Below are 22,417 nucleotides of genomic sequence, written 5' to 3'. Positions count from 1 at the left end.
GTTTTCATGACAACCATTTCAACCCGCTACACGCATCAACGCTGCGCCACCGCCTGCGTGGCCGATGCCGCACCGGCCGCGCCCACCGCCACCGCCGGCGCGCCCCATCCGCCACCCAACGCGCGAATCAGGTTCACCGTCGACACCGCCTGCGCACCGGTCAACTGGTTCGCCTGCAGTTGCGATTGCAGCACCGAGCGCTCGCTGTCGATCACGTCGAGGTAGGCCACCTGCCCTTCCTGATACTGCGTGCGCGACAGCTTCGCCGCGCGCTGCGACGCGCTGACGGCCTCGCCCTGCGCACGGATCTGATCGTCGAGCAGACGCAGGTCGGCCAGGTTGTCCTCCACCTCGCGGAACGCCACCAGCACCTGCTGGCGATAGTTCGCGACCTGCTCGTCGTACTGCGCGCGCGCCTGCTGCACGCCCGCGGCGCGACGCCCGCCGTCGAAGATCGGCAGCGACAGCGCCGAGCCGGCGAACGGCCCGAGCAGGAACGTGCGGCTCGACCACATGAACAGGCTGCCGAGCGTGGCCGCTTCAAAACCGAACGAACCGGTGATGTCGAGCTTCGGGAAGTAGGCCGACTTCGCCAGGCCGACCCGTGCATTGGCGGCCGCCATCGCGCGCTCGGCCGCCGACACATCCGGCCGCCGTTCGAGCAGCGCCGACGGCAGACCGGCAGGAATCCTGATCGCCACCGGCACGATCGGCGTTTCGCTGAACGAAAAATCCGCCGGCGGCTTGCCGAGCAGGATCGCGAGCGCATGCTCGGACGCCGCGCGGCGACGCGCGACGCCCACCGCATCGGCCTGCGCCGAGGCCAGTTCGTTCTTCGCGCGCGACACGTCGAGTTCGTTGATGTCGCCCTCGTCGAAGCGGCGCTGCGCGAGCTTCAGCGATTCCTGCCGCAGATCGACGGTGCGCCGGTACAGGTTCTGATCCGAATCGAGCTGACGCAATTCGAAGTAGTTCTGCGCGACATCGGCCTGCAAGGCCAGTTGCACCGAGCGGAACAGCGCCTCGCTCTGCGCGGTGTCGGCGCGCGACGCCTCCACGTTGCGGCTCACGCGTCCGAACAGGTCCGCCTCGTACGAGACGCTGGTCTGCGCGCGCCACAGCGTGGCGTTGATCGGCCCCGAGCCTTGCGGCAGGAACTGCGAGGCCGACGACACGCCTTCGCGCGTCGGGCCGAAGCCCGCGTCGAGCGACGGGAACCACGCCGAGCGCGCCGCGCGGGTGGAAGCACGTGCTTCCTCCACGCGGGCGGCGGCGGCCTTCAGGTTCTGGTTCGCGTCGAGCGCCTGCTTCTCGAGCGCGTCGAGCGTGGCGTCGCCGAACACCGTCCACCATTCGCCGCGATGCGCGGCGTCGGCCGGCTCGGCCGGTTTCCAGGTGCCGGCCTGCTCGCCGGCGGCGAGCGTGGGCGCCTCCTTGAAGGCAACCGGCGTGGTGACGTCGGGCCGCTTGTAGTCGGGGCCGACCGCGCACGCGGCGAGCAGCGCGGACATCAGCGTGCTGATGCCGGCCAGCTTCGCGAGGCGCAGGATCGTCTTGTCGTTTTTCATCGTCTGGTCCTCAAGCATCCGCGGTCGACGGGTCGTACCGCGGCGTATCCTTCTGCGCGACGTGGATCTTGCCACCCGCCAACGTCCGCAGCACCACATAGAACACCGGCGTCAGCATCAGGCCGAACAGGGTCACGCCGAGCATCCCGAAGAACACCGCGATCCCCATCGCATGACGCATTTCCGCACCGGCGCCGGTCGACAGCACGAGCGGCACCACGCCCATGATGAACGCGATCGACGTCATCAGAATCGGGCGCAGGCGCAGCCGGCACGCCTCGACGGCAGCCTGGAACGGCGTGCGTCCGTCGTGCTCCAGCTCGCGGGCGAATTCCACGATCAGGATCGCGTTCTTCGCCGACAGCCCCACCAGCACCATCAGGCCGATCTGCGTGAAGATGTTGTTGTCGCCCTGCGTGAGCCACACGCCCGTCAGCGCCGACAGAATGCTCATCGGCACGATCAGGATCACCGCGAGCGGCAGCGCGAGGCTTTCATACAGCGCCGCGAGCACCAGGAACACCAGCAGCACGCTGATCGGGAAGATCACCAGCCCGGCATTGCCGGCCAGGATCTGCTGATAGGTCAGGTCGGTCCATTCGAACTTCACGCCGCGCGGCAAGGTTTGCGCCGCGATCCGCTCGACCGCCGCCTGCGCCTGCCCCGACGAGAAGCCCGGGGCCGGGCCGCCGTTCACGTCGGCCGCCGTGTAGCCGTTGTAGCGCACCACCATTTCCGGCCCGAAGGTCGGCGACACCGTGACCAGCGACGACAACGGCACCATCTGCCCCGCCGCGTTGCGCGTCTTGAGCAGGCCGATATCGCCGGCATGCTGACGGAACGGCGCATCGGCCTGCACGCGCACTTGATACACGCGTCCGAAGCGGTTGAAGTCGTTCACGTAGAGCGAGCCCAGGTAGATCTGCATCGTGTCGAACACGTCGGTCACGTTCACGCCGAGCTGCTTGGCCTTCACGCGGTCGAGATCCACATTGAGCTGCGGCACGTTGATCTGGTAGCTCGTGAACAGCGGGCCGAGCTCCGGCGCCTGTTGCGCGCGCTTGATGAAATCCTGCGTCGCATCGGCCAGCTTCGCGTAACCCACCGCGCCGCGATCCTCGATCTGCATCTTGAAGCCGCCCAGCGTACCGAGGCCCAGCACCGGCGGCGGCGGGAACACGGCGACGAACGAATCCTTGATGCCCGCGTACTGCTGGTTCAGCGCACCGGCGATCGCGCCGGCCGACATCGTCTTGCCGTGACGCTCGTCGAACGGCTTGAGCGTGACGAACACGATGCCCGCGCTGGAACTGTTGGTGAAGCCGTTGACCGACAGGCCCGGGAACGCCACCGCGCTCTCCACGCCCGGCTGCTTCAGCGCGATCGAGCCCATCTGGCGAATCACCTTCTCGGTGCGATCGAGCGAGGCGCCGTTCGGCAACTGCGCGAATGCGATCAGGTATTCCTTGTCCTGCGCGGGCACGAAGCCGCCCGGCACGAGCCGGCCCATCAGCACCGTGGCGCCGACCAGCACCAGGTAGACGCCGAGCATCAGCGTCTTTCTCGACAGCACGCCGCGCACGCCGCGGCCATAGCCTTCCGCACCGCGATGGAACACCGAGTTGAAGCGGCGGAAGAAACCGCCGAGCACGCGATTCATCACGCGCGTCAGCCAATCCGGCTTCTCGTCATGGCCTTTCAGCAGGAGTGCCGACAATGCCGGCGACAGCGTCAGCGAGTTGAACGCCGAGATCACCGTGGAGATCGCGATGGTCATCGCGAACTGCTTGTAGAACTGGCCGGTCAGGCCCGTCATGAACGCGAGCGGCACGAACACGGCCACCAGCGTCAGCGCGATCGCGATGATCGGCCCGCTCACTTCCTGCATGGCCTTGTAGGTGGCCATGCGCGCGGACAGCCCGCTCTCGATGTTGCGCTCGACGTTCTCCACCACCACGATCGCATCGTCCACCACGATCCCGATCGCCAGCACCATCCCGAACAGCGACAGCGCGTTGATCGAATAACCGAACATCAGCAGCAGCGAGAAGGTGCCGATGATCGACACCGGCACGGCGATCAGCGGAATGATCGACGCGCGCCACGTTTGCAGGAACACGATCACCACCAGCACCACCAGCGCGATCGCTTCGAGCAGCGTATGCACCACGGCCTTGATCGACGAGCGCACGAACTGCGTCGGGTCATAGACGATCTTGTACTGCACGCCAGCCGGGAAATCCTGCGACAGCTCCTGCATGGTCGCGCGGACCTGGTCGGAAATCTGCAGCGAATTCGCGCCCGGCGACTGGTTGATCGCCATCGCCACGGCCGGCTGGTTGTCGAGCAGCGAGCGCAGGCCGTATTCCGAGGCGTCGAGCTGGATGCGCCCGAGATCGCGCAGGTGCGTGACCGCGCCGTCGGGCGCCGTCTTGACGACGATGTCGCCGAATTCGCTCTCGTTCTGCAAACGGCCGCGCGCGTTCACGGACAACTGCAGCGGCGTGCCCGGAATCGACGGCGACGCGCCGATCGTGCCGGCCGCGACCTGCACGTTCTGCTCGCGAATCGCGCGCACCACGTCGTCGGCGGTCAGGTTGCGCTCCGCCACCTTCTGCGGATCGAGCCAGACGCGCATCGCGTAGTCGCCCGAACCCCACAGCTGGACCTGGCCCACGCCCTGGATCCGCGACAGGCGATCCTTCACGTTGATCAGCGCGTAGTTGCGCAGATAGGTCATGTCGTAGCGGTTGTCGGGCGAGATCAGGTGCACCACCATGGTCAGCGTCGGCGAGCTCTTGACCGTCGTGATGCCCAAGCGCTGCACGTCTTCCGGCAGGCGCGGCAGCGCCTGGTTCACGCGGTTCTGCACGAGCTGCGTGGCCTTGTCCGGATCGGTGCCGAGCTTGAACGTCACGGTGATCGTGAGGTTGCCGTCGCTGTTGGCCTGCGACTGCATGTACAGCATGTCTTCCACGCCGTCGATCTGTTCCTCGATCGGCGAGGCGACCGTTTCGGCAATCACCTTCGGGTTGGCGCCCGGGAACTGCGCCTTGACGATCACCGACGGCGGCACGACTTCCGGATATTCGGAAATCGGCAGCTTGAACATCGCGATCACGCCGCCGAGCAGGATCAGTACCGATAGGACTCCTGCAAATATCGGACGATCGATGAAAAATTTGGATATGTTCATGGAAAAGCTCTATCGGGTTGTGCGAGTGGTGACGAGGGCGAACCAGCGCCCCGTCACGACTGCGCGCGGCCGCTGGCGGGCTTGGCGGCATCCGCCACCGGCGTGGCCGAATCGCCATCGCCGCCGCCCGTCATCGGCACCATGTGCGCCTTCACCGGTTCGCCCGGACGCACGCGCTGCGTGCCGTTGACCACCACCCGGTCGCTCGCCTGCAGGCCGCCGACGATCACGCGCTGATTGCCGTGCAGCGCGCCGATCTGCACTTCGCGGTACGTGACGTGATCCTGCTTGTCGAGCACGAACACGAACTTCTTGTCCTGATCGGTGTTGATCGCGGCATCGTCCACCAGCAGGGCCGGGTGCGGCGCGCTGCCATCGACCTTGATCCGCGCGTAGAGCCCCGGCACCAGCGCGCCGTCGGCGTTGTCGAAACGCGCACGCACGCGGATCGTGCCCGACGAGGTATCGAGCCGGTTGTCGACCGAATCGACCACGCCGGTGCGCGAGTAGCCGGTTTCGTTGGCGAGGCCCAGATCGACCGGCACGCGGCGGCCGTCGCGCTGGCTGCCGATATAGCGCAGGTAGGTTTGTTCGTCGGCGTCGAACGAGGCGTAGATCGGCGAGACCGACACCACGGTGGTGAGCGGTGCGGCCGAGGCGCCGGCCGACACGACGTTGCCGAGCGTGATCTCGGCGCGCGAGGCGCGGCCCGCGAACGGCGCGACGATGCGCGTGTAGCCGAGGTTGATCTTCGCGGTTTCGAGCGCGGCGGCGGCGGCCTTCACGTTGGCGGCCGATTCGCGCGCGGCGTTCTGCTTCTCGTCGTAGTCGCGCTTGGCGATCGCGTTGTCGCCGATCAGGCGCTGGGCGCGCTGCCAATCGGTTTGCGCATAACCGTCGCGCGCTTGCGCGGCGGCCAGTTGCGCGGCGGTGCGGTCGACCTCGGCCTGGTACGGGCGCGGATCGATCACGAACAGCGTGTCGCCCTTCTTGACCAGCGCGCCGTCCTTGAAGTTGACCGACACGATGGTGCCCGACACGAGCGGACGCACCTCGACGCGGTCGATCGCTTCGAGGCGGCCCGAGTAGGTCTGCCAGTCGGTGATCGTTTTCGCCAATACGTTGGCGACGTCGACTTCCTGCAGCGGCGGCGCGGCGTTCTGCGGGGCGCTCGCGCTCGCGTGGATCACGCCGAACGCGCCGCCGCCGATCACGACGACGACGGCCAGCGCGGCAGCCGCGATGCGTGATTGAGGAGTACGTAAGATGGACATGAAGATCTCCGGTTGCGTTGGAATCAGTGAATTGGTGTTGTTAGTCGTTGGCGTGAGCCTGGAAGCGGCAGGTCAGGAAGCGCACGGCCTCCTGCAGCGCGGGCGCATAGCCGCCCAGCTCCGCGTGCGTAACGTCGGGATAACGAATCACCTGCACCAGCACGCCGGCCTCGATCAGCCGGGCCGCGTAACGCTCGGCCTCGACATGCAGCACGTCGTTCTGTGCGGTGGCGATCAGCGTGGCCGGCAACTTCGCCAGGCGCGCCGATTCGAGCGGCGCGGCATACGGATGCATGCGTTGCGCCGGTTGCGGCAGGTAGGCGCGATAGCTGGCCGCGCAATCCTTGGCCGTGATGTCGGAAGCCAGTTGGCGCTCGTCGCCCATGCGCGTCATGCTCGGGTCGAGCATCGGGCCAAACAGGGCCTGAGCCACGATGTTCACGTCGCCGCGATCGCGAGCGATAAACGCCAGACAATTGGCGAGCTGGCCGCCCGCGTCGTGGCCGGCCACCGCGATCCGGCGCGGATTGCCGCCGAACGCGCGCGCCCGGGCCTCGACCCAGCGCGCCGCGCGATACGCGTCTTCCGGCGCGGCCGGGAACGGATGTTTCGGCGCGAGCGAATAATCGACGGACACCACCAGCGCGGGCAGGCGCTCGGCAAGAAAGCGCGCGGCGAAGTCCGCATCGGCCAGCGAGCCGCGAACGAAACCGCCGCCATGGAAATAAAGCACTACTGGCAATCCGGTCTTGTCGGGCCGGCGATACAGCCGCAATACGATGTCCTGGGCATGGCCCTCGATTTCGACATCGGACACTGCGAGCGACGTGCCAGCCCGCTCCGGCGTGGCCGGAGCGGAATTCAGCAGATTGCGAAAACCGGATGCATCCATGAGTCAAGCGCCGAAGCGCGTCCATTTGCAAGATGGAGCGCATTCTGGGTCCGGCAGACATCAGGATAAATGCCTATAATCCGGCAACACAATTCAGGGGCTTTGAACAATCGGCGGATAGACGTGCTCATAAGCATGTCGAACAGGCCGATCGGGGCCGAACAATCCCGGAGGTAAAGCGATGGACCGTCTTCAAGCCATGCAGGTCTTCACACGCGTCGTCGATACGAACAGCTTCACCAAGGCGGCCGAGACCTTGAGCCTGCCGCGCGCCTCCGTCACGACGATCATTCAGAACCTCGAAGCATTTCTCGGCGTGCGCCTGATGCACCGGACCACGCGGCGCCTGTCGCTGACGCCGGACGGCGCGGCGTACTACGAGCGCTGCGTTCGCATCCTGGCGGAAGTCGAGGAAACCGAGGCGAGCTTCCAGATCAACAACCGCAAGCCGCACGGCAAGCTGCGCGTCGACATGCCCGGCTCGCTCGGGCGGCTCGTGGTGATCCCGGCGCTCAACGAATTCCGCGAACGCTATCCCGACATCGATCTGCAGCTCGGCCTGTCGGATCGCCCCGTCGATCTGCTTCAGGAAGGCGTGGATTGCGTGATCCGGGTGGGCGCTCTGCAGGATTCCTCACTGGTGGCGCGCCGCGTGGGCCTGTTCGAAGGCGTGACGGTGGCCTCGAAGGCCTATCTGGCGCGCTACGGCGAACCGCGCTCGATCGACGATCTGGCCGATCACCGCGCCGTCAATTATTTTTCGAGCCGCACCGGCCGCAACATCGATTGGGCGTTCCTGATCGACGGTAAGGAGGTCGAGGTGAAGATGGAAGGCGTGGTGTCGGTCAACGATGCGGACGCCTACGTCACCTGCGGCATCGAGGGCTTCGGCCTGATCCAGCCGCCGCTGTTCATGGTGCTGCCGCAACTGCGCTCGGGCCAGTTGAAGGAAGTGCTGACGGGCCACAAGCCGCTGCCGATGCCGATCTCGGTGGTGTATCCGCACAGCCGGCATCTGTCGCCGAAGGTGCGCGTGTTCGTCGATTGGGTGGCCGAAGTGTTCGACCGCTGCCCGCTGCTGAACGGCTCGGGCCGCCCGCCGCTCGACACCGTCTGCAGCAAGCGCACGTTCGAGGAAGCGGAACGCGCGCCGATGATCGACACGCCGGTGGTCAGCGAGTGGGCCGCGTAACGCAAGCACCCGCGCGACTGGAATGACGAAGGGGCGGCCTCTCGGCCGCCCCTTCTGCTTTTGCGCGACGCCACGCGCCGCTCAATCGAGCAGCTTGAGGATATCGTCATACAAGGCGCGCGGCACCCGCACGCCGTTCGCCTCGCTGCGCACTCGCGCCGCGAAGCGCCGTTGGGACGGCAGGCGCGCGCCCTGCGCGGCGATCTCGCGCAGCACGCGTTCACCGCTCGCGTGGCCCGCCGCCAGCCCGTCGCCCGCGAACACCGCCGGATCGAACGCCAGCAGCAATTCGCCGTGATACGGCGAGGCGCCCGCGCCGCCGTCGTAGTCGAGCGATTCCGCGCTGGTCAGATCGCCCATCAGCGAGCCGGCCATCAGCTCGACCATCGTGGCCAGCGCCGAACCCTTGTGACCGCCGAACGTGCGCATCGCGCCGCGCATGGCCGCGTGCGGATCGGTGGTGGGCTGGCCATGCTCGTCGATCGCCCAGTCGTCGGGAATCGGCTTGTCCTGGCGCGCATGCAGTTCGATGTCGCCGCGCGCGATCGCGCTGGTCGCGAAGTCGAACACGTAGGGCAGTTGCCCCGCCGGGCGCGGCCACGCGAACGCGATCGGATTGGTGCCGAACACCGGCCGCGTGCCGCCGGCCGGCGCCACCCAGGCGTGGCTCGGGCACATCGCGATGCCCACCAGCCCGTGCGCGGCGATCGCCTCGACCTCCGGCCACAGCGCCGAGAAGTGATAGCAATGGCGGATCGTCAGCGCCGCCAGCCCCTGCTGCCGCGCCGCCTCGACCAGCGCCGGCAGGCCCAGCTCCAACGCGGGCAGCGAATAGCCGCCGTGCGCGTCGGCCTCGATCACGCTGCCGGCCAGCTTGCGCAGCGTGGGCACGGCGCGCCCGTCGACCCGCCCGGTGCGCAGCGTGCGCACGCAGGAAATCAGGCGGTAGACGCCGTGCGAATGGCACTCGTCGCGCTGCCCCTGCACGATCACGCTCGCGAGCGAACGCGCGTTGCTCTCGCTCACGCCGTGCGCAATCAGCACGCGGCGCGCCAGCGCATCGACCTCGTCGAGCGACAGGCTCACATCCTCAGCAATACTCATCGATTCCCTCCGGGCCGCAGCGTGGCCCCGTTCGAAATGGTGTCGTGCGCCGCCTCGCAATGCGGCGCGCGCCCGACGGCGTCGCGCGGCTCACTCGTCGTCGTCGAGCCGCAGCTTGGCGGCCGGCACGCCGGTGGCCGCGCCCCAGTAGTAGATCACAAGCGCAATCACGGCCACCACGCCGGTATCGGCCGGATGCCCGAGCACGCCGATGCCGCCGAAGCTGCCCAGGTAGGACGCACCGATCATCAGCGCATAGAACGCGATCAACCAGGCCGACGAGCGCACCTGCTCGGCCAGGCTCAGTTGATCCTTCGGCACGAAGCGCCCGCAGGCCAGGTAGACGACGAACAGCACGATCTGCAGGCCCAGCAGCCAGGACACCGTGCCCCAGCCAGACCAGTAGACGATCAGCGCCGCGACGATGAACGACAACGGCCCGAGCACCGCGAACCCGCCGGCACGGAACGGCCGCGGCAGGTCGGGCGCGGAGCGGCGCAGCGCCGCCACCGACACCGGCGCGACGCAGTAGCTGAGCACCAGCGCGGCCGACACCACGTTGATCAGCACGTCCCACGACGGGAACGGCAGCGTCCAGAACACCGACAGCGCGAGCGTCAGCCACAGCCCCGCGCGCGGAATGCCGGTGGCCTCGTCGATGCGCGTGAAGACGCGGAAGAACGTGCCCGTCTTGGCCCAGCCGTAGATCACGCGCGGCGTGGCGTTCATGTAGATGTTGCCGCAGCCGCTCGGCGAGATCATCGCGTCGGCCACCACCATGTAGGCCAGCCAGCCCACCCCGAGCACCGCCGCGATGTCGCGGTACGGCAGCGAGAACGCGTGATCGATGCCGCCCCAGCCGTGCGCGAGCATCTGCGTGGGAATCCCGCCGAGAAACGCCAGTTGCAGCAGCACGTAGATCAGCGTCGAGAGCAGCACCGAGAGAATCAGCGCGATCGGGATCGTGCGCTGCGGGTCGCGCACCTCGCTGGCCACCGAGATGATCGGTGTGAGCCCCAGGTACGCGAAGATCACGCCGCCCGCCGATACCGCCATCTCGACACCCGACATGCCGAACGGCGCGAAGCCGGCCACGTGAAGGTTGTGCGGCCGGAAGAACACGAACAGCACGACGATCACCGCGAGCGGCACGATGAACTTGAACAGGCTGATGATGTTGTTCGCGGTGGCGAAGGTCTTCACGCTCGAATAGTTGAGCCGGAAGAACAGGCACAGCAGTGCAAACTGCAGCAGCCAGCCGATCGTGGTGGGCGCGTTCGAGCCGGCCACCGTCAGCCCCGGGAACCACGCGGCGGCGTACTGGCGCGCGGCCACCACCTCGATCGCGATCAGGCTCGAGAACGCGATCAACGTGATCAGGCCCATCAGGTAGCCGAGCAGCGGCCCGTGCGAGAACACCGGGTAGCGCACCACGCCGCCCGCGCGCGGCAGCGCCGCACCCAGTTCGCAATAGACGATGCCGAGCAGCAGCACCGCGAAGCCGCCTAGCACCCACGAGAAGATGCCGGCCGGGCCGGCGATGGTGGCGACATGACTCGCCGCGAACAGCCAGCCCGAGCCGAAGATCGCGCCGAGGCCGATGAAGGTCAGGTCGGTCAGCGAAAGCCGCCGATGGAATTTTCCTTGGGTTGCCATGAATCGTGTCTCCTGCCATGTGAGCGCCTGGCCACGCGCGCGGAGCGCGCCACCGAAGCGATACGCGCAACCGGAACGCAGGGACGAACGCCCGCCCCACGCACGGCGAAGTGCACGGAACCGATAACGCCGACAACGGCGCGGGGCAGGAATCACCAGGGCCGGACGGCCCGCGGTCGCAGCGATCCGGCTGCGGGAAGTGGAACGCGGCGGGCGGCCTGTCGGGCCGTGCCGCGAGGGATGCCGGGGGTTACCGGCCGAAATGCTCGGTCATGTCGCCTCGATGGGATAAAACGGAATCGTCGAGTGCAAGTATCCGTCGCGATCCGGCGGCCCGGCTTGTGACCAATGCACGGCGACAATGATGAAATCGGCATAAGCATTCACGGCGACAACTGGCCGATCGGCATAGCCGGCAATGCATTCAGCACTTGCTCGCTGCGGCGCGTCATGCGCACCGAATGCCAGCCACCGCCTCCACCAGCCCGCCGCCGGGCCGATTTTCATCGCCCTGTCCCTTGTTTTTCCGCGTTGCAGCATGACGCATGCGAATCATGAACTCCACAGAATCACACTATTGCATTTGACGCATCAATACGAAAACGGCGGTTCCGCACACTCGTGCGAGAACCGCCAAAACCCACGCCAGCAAAGGCTTTAGCCTGACCCTATCGACAGTACGGAATTCGATTGTTCCAACAGGGCGACAATTCAATTCGCGCGCATCCCATTTATTGATGCTGCGGCTGCACCTAAATTTCACTCCGTCGCGTAACCGAATGCGTTGCGCATCCGAATTCAGGTACTCAAAGGAGCTGAACATGAAAACCCTCACCATCGCCGCCGCACTCGTCCTGTCCACCAGCGCCGTTTCCGCCTTTGCCGATGGCGGCATCGGCCGCGCCGGCACCTACGGCGACCTGCCCGCCGCCAAGACCACCAGCACGCTGACCCGCGCCCAGGTGCGCGCCGAACTGGCGCAGTCCCAACGCGACGGCACGCTGGCCCTGCTGCGCAAGAGCACGTCATACCCGCAAGGCATCGAACTGGCGCAACAACGCCTGGGCACCTCGGAATCGGGCGGCCCGTCGAGCCAACTCGCCAATCGTTAAGCCGTCAGCAACCCGCACGCCGGCCGCGCCGGCCTCGTCATCCGTAAGGAGCTCGCATCATGAATCCGAACGAACCGAAACCGTCCCAACTCGATCAATGGGATCGCACCGCGCCGGTGTGGATTCCGTTCCGCGCCCAACCGCGTACGAACGGCAAAAGCTGACCGGCAAGCCCGGCAGTGAAAAAGGCGGCCCGCTTTCATCAAGCGCGGCCGCCTTTTTCAGGTCATCACGTGGCGCCGCTCACCGGCGCCGAACCGCTCAACGCGCGGGCACGCCGTCCCGCCATTCGCCCCAGTGCGTGACGATGTCCTGCACCAGCGGATTGCCCGCGCGATACAGGTTCTCGGTGGCGATCGCGAAGCCGCCCTGGTCGGCATAGTTCAGCAGGTTGTCGACGCTCGTCTGGCCCGGATACGGCCGGTCGAAATCGGAACCGGTGCGCAGCACGGCCACGCGCGCGAGATCGACGCGCCGGGTGGCGGCCGCGCGCGTCAGCGCTTCGTAGGTAGCGTTGTCTTCCTGCGCCGTCATGCAGTAGGTGCCCTTGCCGTCGGTCAGGATCTTGGTCCACTGGCGCGCGCGTTCGCCGATCTTCGTGCCCGAGAACCACGTATTGCCCGACGACGTGTCGCATTGCACCACCGTCGGCGGCCGGTTGGCCGGCGCGGCGTCGAACTTCGCGCGCGCGGCCTGCGCCTGCGCGTTGTCGGCCAGCACGACGTTGCGCGACAGCGCATAGGCGGCCGCGGTCAGCTTCGGATTCAGCTCGAACACCTCGCTGCGGTAGTCGAGCGGCGGCTTCTCGTTCGGGCTCTTGGTGTTGATGCCGAGATAACCGGTGTTCCAGCCGGCCGGAATCTCGCGCGCGTCGAGCTCCCATTGCAGGCTGAAATCGACCAGGTAATGCGACCACGCGGCCGAGCCGACCGTGCCCTGCGCCGGGTCCACGCCGGCGATGCCCGACACGAGGACATAGGTGCGGCGCAGGTCGAACTTCGGCGAGAAACTCAACGCCATGATGGTGGCCGCGGCATTCGCGTAACCCATGCCGGTGGTCACCACGCAAACCTCCTGGCGATTGCACTGCACCGTCGGATAGTCGGGTGAGAGCCCCGGCACCTTCACCTGGGTCCAGGGGCCGAGGCGATCGGTCCAGGCCTGCCCTTCCGGCCCGAACATCGTCACGATCATGACCTTCGGCGTGCGCACGCCCGGCCCGTGATCGTCGTGGCCGGGCGCGCCCTGCTGGGCCTGAACATCGGTGGAATCCTGCGCGACGGACGGCACCGTGGCGCACGCGGCCAGCGAGAACACGGCCGCGGAAAGCATCGAGCGAGTCAGCATCGTCGTTCCTTATGAATGGAGTGATGAGAACGGTTACGGACACTGCGGATGCGCGAGCCTGGCCGGCCCTCCGGCGCGGCGCGCGCATCGGTTTCGTCGTGACGCGGTGGCACGACGAGAATGGCGGCGGTCTGTGCCGCCGTCTGTCTGGCGATCGAACGGCGAAAACCGGGGTGCTGCGGCCGGTTTCCTGCGCCAGACTTGCGATTCTAGCCGCCGCGCCCGGGCGGCCAAATTTCCGGGGCGCTGCAAGGCACGCGACACGATTCCGGTAAGATTCCCCGCGCCCGCCGGCGGCATCGCCGCTCGCGGCGCCTTACCCAACCCAATCAGACAGTGGCATGGCATCGGCAGCAGAATTCGATCAGGTTCGAGTGGTCAAGAAGGCGAACGTCTACTTCGACGGCAAGTGCGTCTCGCATACGGTCATCTTCCCGGACGGCAGCCGCAAGACGCTCGGCGTGATTCTTCCTGCCACGCTGAACTTCGGCACGAACGAACCGGAATTGATGGAAGTGCAGGCCGGCAAGTGCCGCATCCGCCTCGAAGGCAGCGATGAATGGCAGACGTACGCCGAAGGCGAATCGTTCTCCGTGCCCGGCAAGTCGCGCTTCGATATCGAAGTGATCGAGACGCTCGATTACGTCTGCAGCTACCTCTGAGGGAGGCGCTTCGCCTGGCCGCCTCGGTCGAATGACCGATGCCGCCGGGCGGCGGCAAAAACTATCCTGTCAAGCAATTGAAAGCTCTTTCACTCCATTGCTTGAAGAGGAACATGATCCACACGCGCTATCTCGCCGCGGCGCTGCTTGCCGGCCTGCTCGGCACGACATCCGCCCATGCCGCCGGCCCGGGCAGCCTCCCGCCGCCGCCTGGCGTCATCGCCGATCTCCCAGCCCCCGCCCAACCGCACCTGACGCTGTTCAAGCCCCGCGCCGATGTCCTGAAAGACGGTTATGTCTACCTGGCGTTTCGCGTCGACAACCTGAGCATCCTGCCGCTGTACACCGACATCCACGGCAAGGCGGCCACCACGCTGAAACCCAGGATCGGGCATCTGCACGTGTTCGTCGACGACAGCAAATGGAGCTGGATCCACGCGCAGAGCGACGCGATCTACTTCGGCCCGCTGCCGCCCGGCCCGCACACCGTGCGCATCGAGCTGGTGGATGCCTCGCACAGCGTGATCGAGACCAGGACGACGCACTTCGTGGTGCCGTGATCGCCTGCCCGGCATGAGGCGCGTGCGAAGCGCGTGCGAAATCGGGTGGGAAGATCTTCACGCCGACATCGCACGCGCGGCCATCAGGCAGCGGTATAACGCGGCGCCGGAACGCTGTTCGACAGATGCGGCGCCATCGTCTGGCGAGCGGCTTCGTACGCCTGCCAATCCTCGACCTGATGCAACGACGGAATGGTCACCAGCTCCTGGCGATCGAACCCGACGAGCGCGGCATCGACCATCTCCTGCGCCGTCATCACCATATTTTTCGGCAGGTGCTCGAGCGGCAGGCCGCCGATTTCCCAGAACTCGGTGGCGGTGGCGCCGGGCAGCACGGCCTGCACCTGCACGCCCTTGGCGGCCAGCTCGTGATGCAGCGACTGGCTGAACGCCAGCACGAACGCCTTGCTGCCGCCGTACACGCCGTTCAGCAGTTCGGGCGCGATGCTGACGATCGACGAGATATTGATGATGGCGCCCTTGCCGCGTGCGACGAAGGCCGGCGCGGCGGCATACGTGAGCCGCGTCAACGCGGTCACGTTCAGCTCGATGAGCGAGGTCATCGCATCGACGCTGGTTTCGAGCAGCGGGCTGTGCGTGCCCACCCCCGCGTTGTTCACCAGCAGCGTGATGCTGGCGTCGTCGCGCAGCGTCGCTTCGACCCGCTGCACGTCGGCGCGCTCGCCGAGGTCCGCCACCAGCACTTCGACGTTGCGATGGGTTTCGTCGGTGATGCGCTTGGCCAACGCGTTCAGGCGCTCGCGGTTGCGCGCCACCAGGATCAGGTCGTAACCGCGCCGCGCGAGACGGTCGGCATACACGGCGCCGATGCCGGACGAGGCGCCGGTGATCAGGGCGGTACCAGGATGAGATTGCGTCATGACTTACTCCAGGGAAGGTTTCGGGTGACTTGCCGAAACGTATTCTGGCCGCGCTGGCGAATGTCTCAAATGACGTATATAGTCATTTTTCCTGCCATCCCCCGCCCACCCTGGAGTTGTCGATGCATCGAATCGGTTTTCTGTTGAGCGACGGCTTTCAGATGATGGCGCTGGCCACCCAATCGGTGTTCGAGCACGCCAACACGGTCGCCGGCGATCCGTTCTATCACTTCACGCTGTACTCCGCGGAAGGCGGGGAGGTGCGCTCGTCGGTCGGCTTCCCGATCGGCACGCACGCCGCGAACGGCACGTCCAAGGTCGATACGTGGCTGGTGGCGGGCGTGGCCGATCCGTTCGCGGTGCCCACGCCGCCCGGCACGGTGGACGTGTTGCGCCGCCAAAGCGCGCGCGCCCAGCGCGTCGCGGGCATCTGCACCGGCGGCTTCGTGCTGGCGGAAGCGGGCCTGCTGTCCGGGCGGCGCGTCACCACGCACTGGGCGATTGCCGCGCAGATGCAGGCGCGATTCCCTGACGTGCTGATCGAAAGCGATCGCATCTTCATCGTCGACGGCCGGATCTGGACATCGGCCGGCATGACGGCCGGGCTGGATCTCGCGCTCGCGATGGTCGAGAAGGATCTCGGGATGGAGGTGGCGCGGTCGGTCGCGCATCGGCTGGTGATGCCGCAGCGCCGCTCGGGCGGGCAAACCCAGCACGCGGAAATGCTGGAGCTGGCGCCGAAAACCGACCGGATCCAGAACGCCCTGAACCATGCCCGGCAGAATCTGCACCGGGCGCTGTCCGTCGAGGAGCTTGCCGAGGCGGCCAACCTGAGCCCCCGGCAGTTTCATCGGCTGTTCACGCAGGAAACGGGCAAATCGCCGGCGAAGGCCGTCGAGGCGCTTCGGCTCGAAGCGGCCCGGCTCATGATCGAGCGCAGCCGCCATACCCTCGATACGGTCGCGCGGGAAACGGGGTTTCGCGACCGGCGGCACATGCGGGAAGCGTTCGTGCGCGGGCTCGGCGTGTCGCCCCAAGCGATCCGGCGCGACGCCCGCGCGCCCTGACGCTCGCCACTGCGTAGCGCCCGGCACCGGGCGCTACATGCAAACTCAGGCGACTTCGATCCGCGCCGGGCCGTCCACCAGTTCGCCGATCACGGCGGCCTGCGCGAAACCGTCGGCATGGAAACAGGCCAGCACGTCGTCGACCGTCTCGGGCGCGCATGCCACCAGCAGGCCGCCCGAGGTTTGCGGATCGGTCAGCAGCGCCTGCGCGGCCGGCGACAGGTGCTCGCCAAGCCGCACGTCCGCGCCGTACGCGGCCCAGTTGCGGCCCGACGCGCCGGTGATCACGCCGGCCTCGGCGAACGCCTGCGCGCCAGCCAGCCAGGGCAGCGATGCATATCGCACACGCGCGCTGAGGCGCGCGCCGCGCGCCATCTCCAGCCCGTGGCCGAGCAGGCCGAAGCCGGTCACGTCGGTGATCGCGTGCACGCCCGGCAGCGCGGCCAGTTCGGCGCCCGGGCGGTTCAGCTTGGTGGTGGCCGCGATCATCGCCGCGTAGCCCGCCGCATCGAGTTGGCCCTTCTTCAGCGCGGCCGACAGCACGCCCACGCCGAGCGGCTTGCCGAGCACCAGCACGTCGCCGGCACGCGCGCCCGCGTTGCGCTTCACGCGCGACGGATGCACCACGCCGATCGCAGCCAGCCCATAGATCGGCTCGACCGAATCGATCGAATGCCCGCCCGCCACCGGGATGCCCGCCTCGGCGCACACCGATTCCCCGCCCTTCAGCACCGCGGCGATCGTCTCGTGCGGCAGCACGTTGATCGGCATGCCGACCAGCGCCAGCGCGAAGATCGGCTTGCCGCCCATCGCGTAGACATCCGACAGCGCATTGGTGGCGGCGATCCGGCCGAAGTCGTACGGATCGTCGACGATCGGCATGAAGAAATCGGTGGTGGCGACGATCGCCTGCTCGTCGTTGAGGCGGTAGACGGCGGCATCGTCGGCGGTTTCAGTGCCGACCAGCAGATCGGGGAACAGCGCGGGCGGCGCGTTGCGCTTGAGCAGCTCGGCCAGCACGCCGGGGGCGATCTTGCAGCCGCAGCCGCCGCCGTGCGACAGGCTCGTCAGGCGCGGCGGGGCATTCGTGTGCGGGGTGTCGTTCATGGCGATGGGAACAGTCCGGATGAAGAAGCGCCCATTATCGGCAATCCGCGCCCGCCGCGCGCCCGCGAGCGTCACGAAACGGACACTTGGCGAAATCGGGCCGCTGCTGAGATAATCGCCGCCTTGCCGCATTTTGCCGCGCAATGCCACATCGCACGGTCTGCGCGCGTGGCGTGCCCTTGCCTCCACCGCTCGCGCCGCGAGCCTGCCGAAGCCGTCCATGGATCACCTGCTGGTTGCCCTCGTGCTGTTCTCCGCGTTGCTGCACGCGGTCTGGAACGCGTTCCTGCATGTCAGCGAGGATCGCGTGATCCAGCTCGGGACGATGGCCGTGCCCTACATCGTGGCCGGGGTGGCCGGCGCGCTGTGGCTGCCCGCGCCGGCGCCGGGCGCGTGGCCGTATATCGCGGCGTCGGCGCTGCTGGAGGTGGGCTATTGCCTCGCGCTGCTGCGCGCCTACCGCAGCGGCGAATTCGGCCAGATCTACCCGATCGCACGCGGCAGTTCGCCGCTGCTGGTCGCGTTGTTCGCGTTCGTCGCGCTCGGCGAACGGCCGTCGGCGTTCGCGCTGGCCGGCATCGCGCTGGTGTCGCTCGGCATCGTGTCGCTGGCGCTGCGGCGCGGGTTGCGGCTGTCGGGCGAGAGCGTGCCCTACGCGGTGCTGACCGGCGTGTTCATCGCCGCCTACTCGGTGGTGGACGGCATCGGCGTGCGGCTCGCGGGCAATTCGCTGTCGTATATCTGCTGGGTCTATCTGCTGTGGAACGTGCCGCAGTTCCTGCTCGTCTGCGCGCTGCGCGGCGGCCCGCGCCCGCTTCTCGCGCCATCGGCCACGCTGTGGCGCGGCGTGGCCGCCGGCACCTGCGCGCTGGCCGCCTACGCCATCGTCACGCTGGCCTACCGGCACCTGCCGGTGGCGACCGTCTCGGCGCTACGCGAGACCAGCTCGATCTTCGCGATCGGCATCGGCTGGTTCGCGATGCGCGAGCAGCCCACGGCGCGGCGGATCGTGGCGTGCGGGATGGTGGTGGCGGGAGCGGTGTTGATCCGGTTTTGAGGGGCGCCCGGTGCGACGATTCGCGCCAGGCGGATGCTGCACCATAGTGTACCCAATTGGGTACACTATGGTATGGTTACCTTGCTGCGTTCCAATGAATTTACCGAATGGCTTTCAGGCCTGCGTGATCAACGCGGCAGGGGTCGCATCGCCACTCGACTGATCAGCGCCCAACTCGGCAATTTCGGTGAGTATCGCGTGCTCGCAGAAGGCGTCTGCGAAATGAAAATCGACGTGGGACCCGGCTATCGCGTCTACTATGTCCGTCGCGGCGACGTCGTCTATGTGCTCTTGTGCGGCGGCGACAAATCAACACAAGACAAAGATATAAGACGCGCGATCCGTATGGCGCGCGAACTGAAGGAGTAAGCGATGGCCCATTACGCCGAATTCGATGCGGCCGACTACCTCGACAATGACGAGGTCGTTGCGGAATTTCTTGCCGCTGCAGCGGAAGATCCCAATCCTGCGGTATTTCTCGCCGCAGTAGCCGCTGTTGCGCGTGCGCGCGGCATGACAAAGGTGGCAGCAGATGCCGGCGTCGGACGTGTGACGTTGCATAAAGCGCTGGCGCCGGGCGCGCATCCCCGCTACGAAACAGTGCAAAAGATTCTCCGCTCGCTGGGCCTGCGAATGAGATTCACGGTCGTGGAGTAACACCTTTCTTCGCAGCCAGCCCCTACCCGCCCACCCACCCCGCATCGATCGCCTCGGCCAGCGTGCCGAACGCCGCGCCGATCTCGTCTTCGGGCACGCACGCATAGCCGAGCAGCAGCCCGCGCGCGGCGCGCGAGCGATCCGCGTAGTAGCCCGACAGCGCTCGCACCACGATGTTGCGTTCGAGCGCGGCCTGCGCCACGGCGCGGTCGTCGGTGCCGTCGGGCAGTTGCATCACGAGATGCAGCCCGGCGTCGCCGCCGAGCACCGGCAGCGCGTCGCCGTAGCGGCGCGCCAGTTCGTCGAGCAAGGTCTGCCGCCGCAGGCCGTACAGCGCACGCATCTTGCGGATGTGCGAAACGAAATGCCCCTCGGCGATGAACTCGGCGAGCACGGCCTGCTGCAGCAATTGCCCCTCGCGATACAGCTCGGCGCTGGCGGTCGCGAAGCTCTCGGCCAGCGGCTCCGGCGCGACCAGATAACCCACCCGCAGCCCCGGAAACAGCGTCTTGCCGAAGCTCCCCACGTAGATCACCTGCCCGCTCGTATCCAGCCCCTGCAACGATGCGAGCGGCCGGCTGCCGTAGCGGAATTCGCTGTCGTAGTCGTCCTCGATGATCCATGCGCCGTGCTGCCGCGCGTATTCGAGCAACATGCGCCGCCGCGCGAGGCTCATCACCATGCCGAGCGGATACTGGTGCGACGGCGTGACGAGCATCAGTTTCGGCGGCGTGGCGAGATCCTCGGCGCTCGGCGCGATGCCTTCGTCGTCCACGGCAATCGGCCGCGTGGTCAGCCCCGAGACATGCAGCACGCTGCGCACGCCCCAATAGCACGGATCCTCGGTCCAGATCACGTCGCCGGGGTCGGTCAGCAGGCGCACGGCCAGATCGATCGACTGGTGGATGCCGGTGGTGATCACGATCTGCTCGGGCGAGCAGCGCACCGAACGCGAGGTGCGCAGGTAATCGGCCAGCGCCTCGCGCATCGAGGCCAGCCCGCCGCCCGGCGCGTAGGTCAGCAGATCGGGCCGCAGGCGACGCCAGTATTTGTTGTGCAGGCGCGTCCACACGCGCGACGGAAAGCGCGACACGTCGGGCACACCAGGCATGAACGCGCCGCCCTGGCGCTTCGATACGCCCGCGCCCTCCACCAGCCGCGCCCCGCGCGCCGACAAGGCGCGCGCGAGCGGCCGCCGCAGCGCCAGCGGTGAAACACCGGTCTCGCCGGCCGGATCGGCCAGCCACGCCGGATCGGGCGCGGGCGGCGAGGCAACGCCTGCGCCCGTGGCGGCCATCGCGCCGCGCCCGCCTGCCGCCGCCCTCTTTCCGCGCACCGCGTCCGGCCCGTCGCGCTCGGCCGCACCGACGATCTCGTCGGGCGAGGTATCGGCCACGAACGTGCCGCGCCCGGTGGCCGACGTCACGTAGCCTTCGAGCACGAGTTGTTCGTACACCTGCGTGACGGTATTGCGCGCGATCCCCAGCTCGGCGGCCAGCAGCCGCGACGACGGCACGCGCGTGCCGGCCGGCAGCTCGCGCGACAGGATCGCCTGCTGCAACAGCCGGTGCAGTTGCCGGTACACCGGCTGCGCGCCGCCGCTGCGCACGAGACGCTGCGCCAGCCAGTCGGATAACACGCTCGCCCTCAAAATTGGCTCCTATAGATTTACCGGAATGGCTCTAATTTTCAGAGCCAAGCCGGATTATAGTCGTCTCCATCGGCCGCGCTCCCGCGGCCACCGTCTGAACGAACCAAACCGAATCGACTGGAAGGAGATCCCCGTGAAGAATGCCGATCTGCAAGCCCGCAAGAACGCCGCCACCCCGCGCGGCGTCGGCGTGATGTGCGACTTTTACGCGGCCCGCGCCGAGAACGCCGAGCTGTGGGACGTCGAAGGCCGCCGCTTCATCGACTTCGCCGCCGGCATCGCTGTGATGAACACGGGCCATCGCCACCCGAAGCTGGTCAAGGCCGTGGCCGCGCAGCTCGAGCAATTCACGCACACCGCCTATCAGATCGTGCCGTACGCGTCGTACGTCGAACTGGCCGAGAAGATCATCGCCCGCGCGCCGGGCACGCAGGCCAAGAAGGCCGCGTTCTTCACGACCGGCGCCGAAGCCGTCGAAAACGCCGTGAAGATGGCCCGCGCGTTCACCGGCCGGCCGGGCGTGATCGCGTTCGCGGGCGGCTTCCACGGCCGCACCATGATGGGCATGGCGCTGACCGGCAAGGTCGCCCCCTACAAGCTGAACTTCGGCCCGTTCCCCGGCGACGTGTTCCACGCGCCCTACCCGAACGCGCTGCACGGCATCAGCACGGCCGATTCGCTGAAGGCGATCGACATGCTGTTCAAGGCCGACATCGATCCGAAGCGCGTCGCCGCGATCATCTTCGAACCGGTGCAGGGCGAAGGCGGCTTCTACCAGGCGCCGGCCGATTTCGTGCGCGGCCTGCGCAAGATCTGCGACGAACACGGCATCGTGCTGATCGCCGACGAAGTGCAGACCGGCTTCGCGCGCACCGGCAAGCTGTTCGCGATGCAGCACTACGACGTGCTGCCCGACCTGACCACCATGGCCAAGAGCCTGGCCGGCGGCATGCCGCTGTCGGGCGTGGTCGGCCGCGCCGACGTGATGGATGCGGCGGCCCCCGGCGGCCTCGGGGGCACCTACGCCGGCAACCCGCTGGCAGTGGCCGCGGCGCACGCGGTGCTCGACATCATCGACGAAGAACAACTCGAAGCGCGCGCCGTGAAGCTCGGCGACGCGCTGAAGGCGAAGCTCGCGGCGCTCAAGCCGGAAATCCCGCAGATCGTCGACGTGCGCGGCCCGGGCGCGATGGTCGCCGTGGAGTTCTTCAAGGCCGGCACGCAGGAGCCGGACGCCGAATTCACCAAGCGCGTGCAGGCGCGCGCGCTGGAGCGCGGCCTGTTGCTGCTGGTGTGCGGCGTGTATTCGAACGTGGTGCGCTTCCTGTTCCCGCTGACGATCCAGGACGCCGTGTTCGACGAAGCGCTCGGCATCCTCGAGGAAGTGTTGAAGGAAACCGTCGGCGTCGCCGCCTGACGCGCGCCCACCCGGCC

Annotated in this window: 20 protein-coding genes; 9 read left to right on the top strand and 11 right to left on the bottom strand. The window is 67.4% G+C overall.

Annotated elements, in window-relative coordinates; genetic code table 11:
* Window positions 1–35 precede the first annotated feature (35 nt).
* The 4 genes from AB4850_RS02215 to AB4850_RS02200 are packed head-to-tail and all read right to left on the bottom strand — an operon-like array spanning window position 36 to window position 6,930.
* Window positions 36–1,568, bottom strand: a complete 1,533-nt coding sequence (locus tag AB4850_RS02215) for an efflux transporter outer membrane subunit (protein WP_414440991.1) — start codon at window positions 1,566–1,568, stop codon at window positions 36–38.
* 10 nt (window positions 1,569–1,578) lie between these two features.
* Window positions 1,579–4,764, bottom strand: coding sequence for an efflux RND transporter permease subunit (locus tag AB4850_RS02210; protein WP_414440990.1), 3,186 nt, complete (start codon window positions 4,762–4,764; stop codon window positions 1,579–1,581).
* A 53-nt stretch (window positions 4,765–4,817) separates the two neighbouring features.
* Window positions 4,818–6,038, bottom strand: coding sequence for an efflux RND transporter periplasmic adaptor subunit (locus AB4850_RS02205; RefSeq protein WP_414440989.1), 1,221 nt, complete (start codon window positions 6,036–6,038; stop codon window positions 4,818–4,820).
* 40 nt (window positions 6,039–6,078) lie between these two features.
* Window positions 6,079–6,930, bottom strand: coding sequence for an alpha/beta hydrolase (locus AB4850_RS02200; RefSeq protein WP_414440988.1), 852 nt, complete (start codon window positions 6,928–6,930; stop codon window positions 6,079–6,081).
* A 181-nt stretch (window positions 6,931–7,111) separates the two neighbouring features.
* On the opposite strand from AB4850_RS02200, the gene AB4850_RS02195 reads away from it, so the two are divergent.
* Window positions 7,112–8,122 carry a LysR family transcriptional regulator gene (locus AB4850_RS02195; protein ID WP_414440987.1) on the top strand — a complete coding sequence of 337 codons (1,011 nt, stop codon included), beginning with the start codon at window positions 7,112–7,114 and terminating at the stop codon, window positions 8,120–8,122.
* Window positions 8,123–8,203: 81 nt separating this feature from the next.
* On the opposite strand, the gene AB4850_RS02190 is transcribed toward AB4850_RS02195, so the two are convergent.
* The 3 genes from AB4850_RS02190 to AB4850_RS02180 form a co-directional block, all read right to left on the bottom strand.
* Window positions 8,204–9,226 carry an Ldh family oxidoreductase gene (locus AB4850_RS02190; protein WP_414440986.1) on the bottom strand — a complete coding sequence of 341 codons (1,023 nt, stop codon included), beginning with the start codon at window positions 9,224–9,226 and terminating at the stop codon, window positions 8,204–8,206.
* Between the two features lie 90 nt (window positions 9,227–9,316).
* Window positions 9,317–10,882, bottom strand: coding sequence for an APC family permease (locus tag AB4850_RS02185; RefSeq protein ID WP_414440985.1), 1,566 nt, complete (start codon window positions 10,880–10,882; stop codon window positions 9,317–9,319).
* 270 nt (window positions 10,883–11,152) lie between these two features.
* The gene (locus tag AB4850_RS02180; RefSeq protein WP_414440984.1) at window positions 11,153–11,389 is read right to left on the bottom strand and encodes a hypothetical protein; all 237 of its coding nucleotides are present in this window, start codon (window positions 11,387–11,389) and stop codon (window positions 11,153–11,155) included.
* A gap of 314 nt (window positions 11,390–11,703) precedes the next feature.
* On the opposite strand from AB4850_RS02180, the gene AB4850_RS02175 reads away from it, so the two are divergent.
* A complete protein-coding gene (locus AB4850_RS02175; protein ID WP_414440983.1) occupies window positions 11,704–11,994 on the top strand; it encodes a DUF4148 domain-containing protein in 291 nt (96 codons plus the stop codon).
* A 261-nt stretch (window positions 11,995–12,255) separates the two neighbouring features.
* Here the strand turns inward: AB4850_RS02175 and AB4850_RS02170 are convergent, their stop codons facing one another.
* Window positions 12,256–13,341 carry a purine-nucleoside phosphorylase gene (locus tag AB4850_RS02170; protein ID WP_414440982.1) on the bottom strand — a complete coding sequence of 362 codons (1,086 nt, stop codon included), beginning with the start codon at window positions 13,339–13,341 and terminating at the stop codon, window positions 12,256–12,258.
* A gap of 341 nt (window positions 13,342–13,682) precedes the next feature.
* Here AB4850_RS02170 and AB4850_RS02165 point away from each other — a divergent pair, with 341 nt between their 5' ends.
* Entirely contained in the window at window positions 13,683–14,003 is a 321-nt protein-coding gene (locus AB4850_RS02165) for a pyrimidine/purine nucleoside phosphorylase (protein WP_414440981.1), read from the top strand.
* A gap of 113 nt (window positions 14,004–14,116) precedes the next feature.
* Window positions 14,117–14,563 (top strand): DUF6130 family protein, encoded by a 447-nt coding sequence (locus AB4850_RS02160; RefSeq protein WP_414440980.1) that lies wholly within the window; start codon window positions 14,117–14,119, stop codon window positions 14,561–14,563.
* A gap of 83 nt (window positions 14,564–14,646) precedes the next feature.
* Here AB4850_RS02160 and AB4850_RS02155 read toward each other — a convergent pair whose 3' ends face one another.
* Window positions 14,647–15,444, bottom strand: a complete 798-nt coding sequence (locus AB4850_RS02155; RefSeq protein ID WP_414440979.1) for an SDR family NAD(P)-dependent oxidoreductase — start codon at window positions 15,442–15,444, stop codon at window positions 14,647–14,649.
* 122 nt (window positions 15,445–15,566) lie between these two features.
* Here AB4850_RS02155 and AB4850_RS02150 point away from each other — a divergent pair, with 122 nt between their 5' ends.
* Complete coding sequence (locus tag AB4850_RS02150) at window positions 15,567–16,511, top strand: GlxA family transcriptional regulator (protein ID WP_414440978.1); 945 nt, start codon at window positions 15,567–15,569, stop codon at window positions 16,509–16,511.
* 45 nt (window positions 16,512–16,556) lie between these two features.
* Here AB4850_RS02150 and selD read toward each other — a convergent pair whose 3' ends face one another.
* Entirely contained in the window at window positions 16,557–17,618 is a 1,062-nt protein-coding gene (selD, locus tag AB4850_RS02145) for a selenide, water dikinase SelD (protein ID WP_414440977.1), read from the bottom strand.
* 220 nt (window positions 17,619–17,838) lie between these two features.
* Between selD and AB4850_RS02140 the strand changes: the two genes are divergently transcribed.
* The 3 genes from AB4850_RS02140 to AB4850_RS02130 all read left to right on the top strand — a co-directional run bounded on the left by AB4850_RS02140 (window position 17,839) and on the right by AB4850_RS02130 (window position 19,332).
* Window positions 17,839–18,675 carry an EamA family transporter gene (locus AB4850_RS02140; protein ID WP_414440976.1) on the top strand — a complete coding sequence of 279 codons (837 nt, stop codon included), beginning with the start codon at window positions 17,839–17,841 and terminating at the stop codon, window positions 18,673–18,675.
* 72 nt (window positions 18,676–18,747) lie between these two features.
* Window positions 18,748–19,044 (top strand): type II toxin-antitoxin system RelE/ParE family toxin, encoded by a 297-nt coding sequence (locus AB4850_RS02135; protein ID WP_414440975.1) that lies wholly within the window; start codon window positions 18,748–18,750, stop codon window positions 19,042–19,044.
* Window positions 19,045–19,047: 3 nt separating this feature from the next.
* A complete protein-coding gene (locus tag AB4850_RS02130; protein WP_414440974.1) occupies window positions 19,048–19,332 on the top strand; it encodes an addiction module antidote protein in 285 nt (94 codons plus the stop codon).
* 22 nt (window positions 19,333–19,354) lie between these two features.
* On the opposite strand, the gene AB4850_RS02125 is transcribed toward AB4850_RS02130, so the two are convergent.
* A complete protein-coding gene (locus tag AB4850_RS02125; RefSeq protein ID WP_414440973.1) occupies window positions 19,355–20,983 on the bottom strand; it encodes a PLP-dependent aminotransferase family protein in 1,629 nt (542 codons plus the stop codon).
* Between the two features lie 133 nt (window positions 20,984–21,116).
* Here AB4850_RS02125 and gabT point away from each other — a divergent pair, with 133 nt between their 5' ends.
* On the top strand, window positions 21,117–22,400 hold the full coding sequence (gene gabT / locus AB4850_RS02120; RefSeq protein ID WP_414440972.1) for a 4-aminobutyrate--2-oxoglutarate transaminase: 1,284 nt from the start codon (window positions 21,117–21,119) through the stop codon (window positions 22,398–22,400).
* Window positions 22,401–22,417 lie beyond the last annotated feature (17 nt).

The organism is Burkholderia sp. 22PA0106, from assembly GCF_047497155.1.
GTDB lineage: Bacteria > Pseudomonadota > Gammaproteobacteria > Burkholderiales > Burkholderiaceae > Burkholderia.
The sequence above is the reverse complement of the archived record's forward strand: the minus strand, read 5'-3'. Positions and strand labels throughout refer to the sequence as shown.

Coding starts and splice junctions, on each gene's coding strand:
- AB4850_RS02215 (WP_414440991.1), bottom strand. CDS start 1,568: ATGAAAAACGACAAGACGATCCTGCGCCTCGCGAAGCTGGCCGGCATC.
- AB4850_RS02210 (WP_414440990.1), bottom strand. CDS start 4,764: ATGAACATATCCAAATTTTTCATCGATCGTCCGATATTTGCAGGAGTC.
- AB4850_RS02205 (WP_414440989.1), bottom strand. CDS start 6,038: ATGTCCATCTTACGTACTCCTCAATCACGCATCGCGGCTGCCGCGCTG.
- AB4850_RS02200 (WP_414440988.1), bottom strand. CDS start 6,930: ATGGATGCATCCGGTTTTCGCAATCTGCTGAATTCCGCTCCGGCCACG.
- AB4850_RS02195 (WP_414440987.1), top strand. CDS start 7,112: ATGGACCGTCTTCAAGCCATGCAGGTCTTCACACGCGTCGTCGATACG.
- AB4850_RS02190 (WP_414440986.1), bottom strand. CDS start 9,226: ATGAGTATTGCTGAGGATGTGAGCCTGTCGCTCGACGAGGTCGATGCG.
- AB4850_RS02185 (WP_414440985.1), bottom strand. CDS start 10,882: ATGGCAACCCAAGGAAAATTCCATCGGCGGCTTTCGCTGACCGACCTG.
- AB4850_RS02180 (WP_414440984.1), bottom strand. CDS start 11,389: ATGAAAATCGGCCCGGCGGCGGGCTGGTGGAGGCGGTGGCTGGCATTC.
- AB4850_RS02175 (WP_414440983.1), top strand. CDS start 11,704: ATGAAAACCCTCACCATCGCCGCCGCACTCGTCCTGTCCACCAGCGCC.
- AB4850_RS02170 (WP_414440982.1), bottom strand. CDS start 13,341: ATGCTGACTCGCTCGATGCTTTCCGCGGCCGTGTTCTCGCTGGCCGCG.
- AB4850_RS02165 (WP_414440981.1), top strand. CDS start 13,683: ATGGCATCGGCAGCAGAATTCGATCAGGTTCGAGTGGTCAAGAAGGCG.
- AB4850_RS02160 (WP_414440980.1), top strand. CDS start 14,117: ATGATCCACACGCGCTATCTCGCCGCGGCGCTGCTTGCCGGCCTGCTC.
- AB4850_RS02155 (WP_414440979.1), bottom strand. CDS start 15,444: ATGACGCAATCTCATCCTGGTACCGCCCTGATCACCGGCGCCTCGTCC.
- AB4850_RS02150 (WP_414440978.1), top strand. CDS start 15,567: ATGCATCGAATCGGTTTTCTGTTGAGCGACGGCTTTCAGATGATGGCG.
- selD (WP_414440977.1), bottom strand. CDS start 17,618: ATGAACGACACCCCGCACACGAATGCCCCGCCGCGCCTGACGAGCCTG.
- AB4850_RS02140 (WP_414440976.1), top strand. CDS start 17,839: ATGGATCACCTGCTGGTTGCCCTCGTGCTGTTCTCCGCGTTGCTGCAC.
- AB4850_RS02135 (WP_414440975.1), top strand. CDS start 18,748: ATGGTTACCTTGCTGCGTTCCAATGAATTTACCGAATGGCTTTCAGGC.
- AB4850_RS02130 (WP_414440974.1), top strand. CDS start 19,048: ATGGCCCATTACGCCGAATTCGATGCGGCCGACTACCTCGACAATGAC.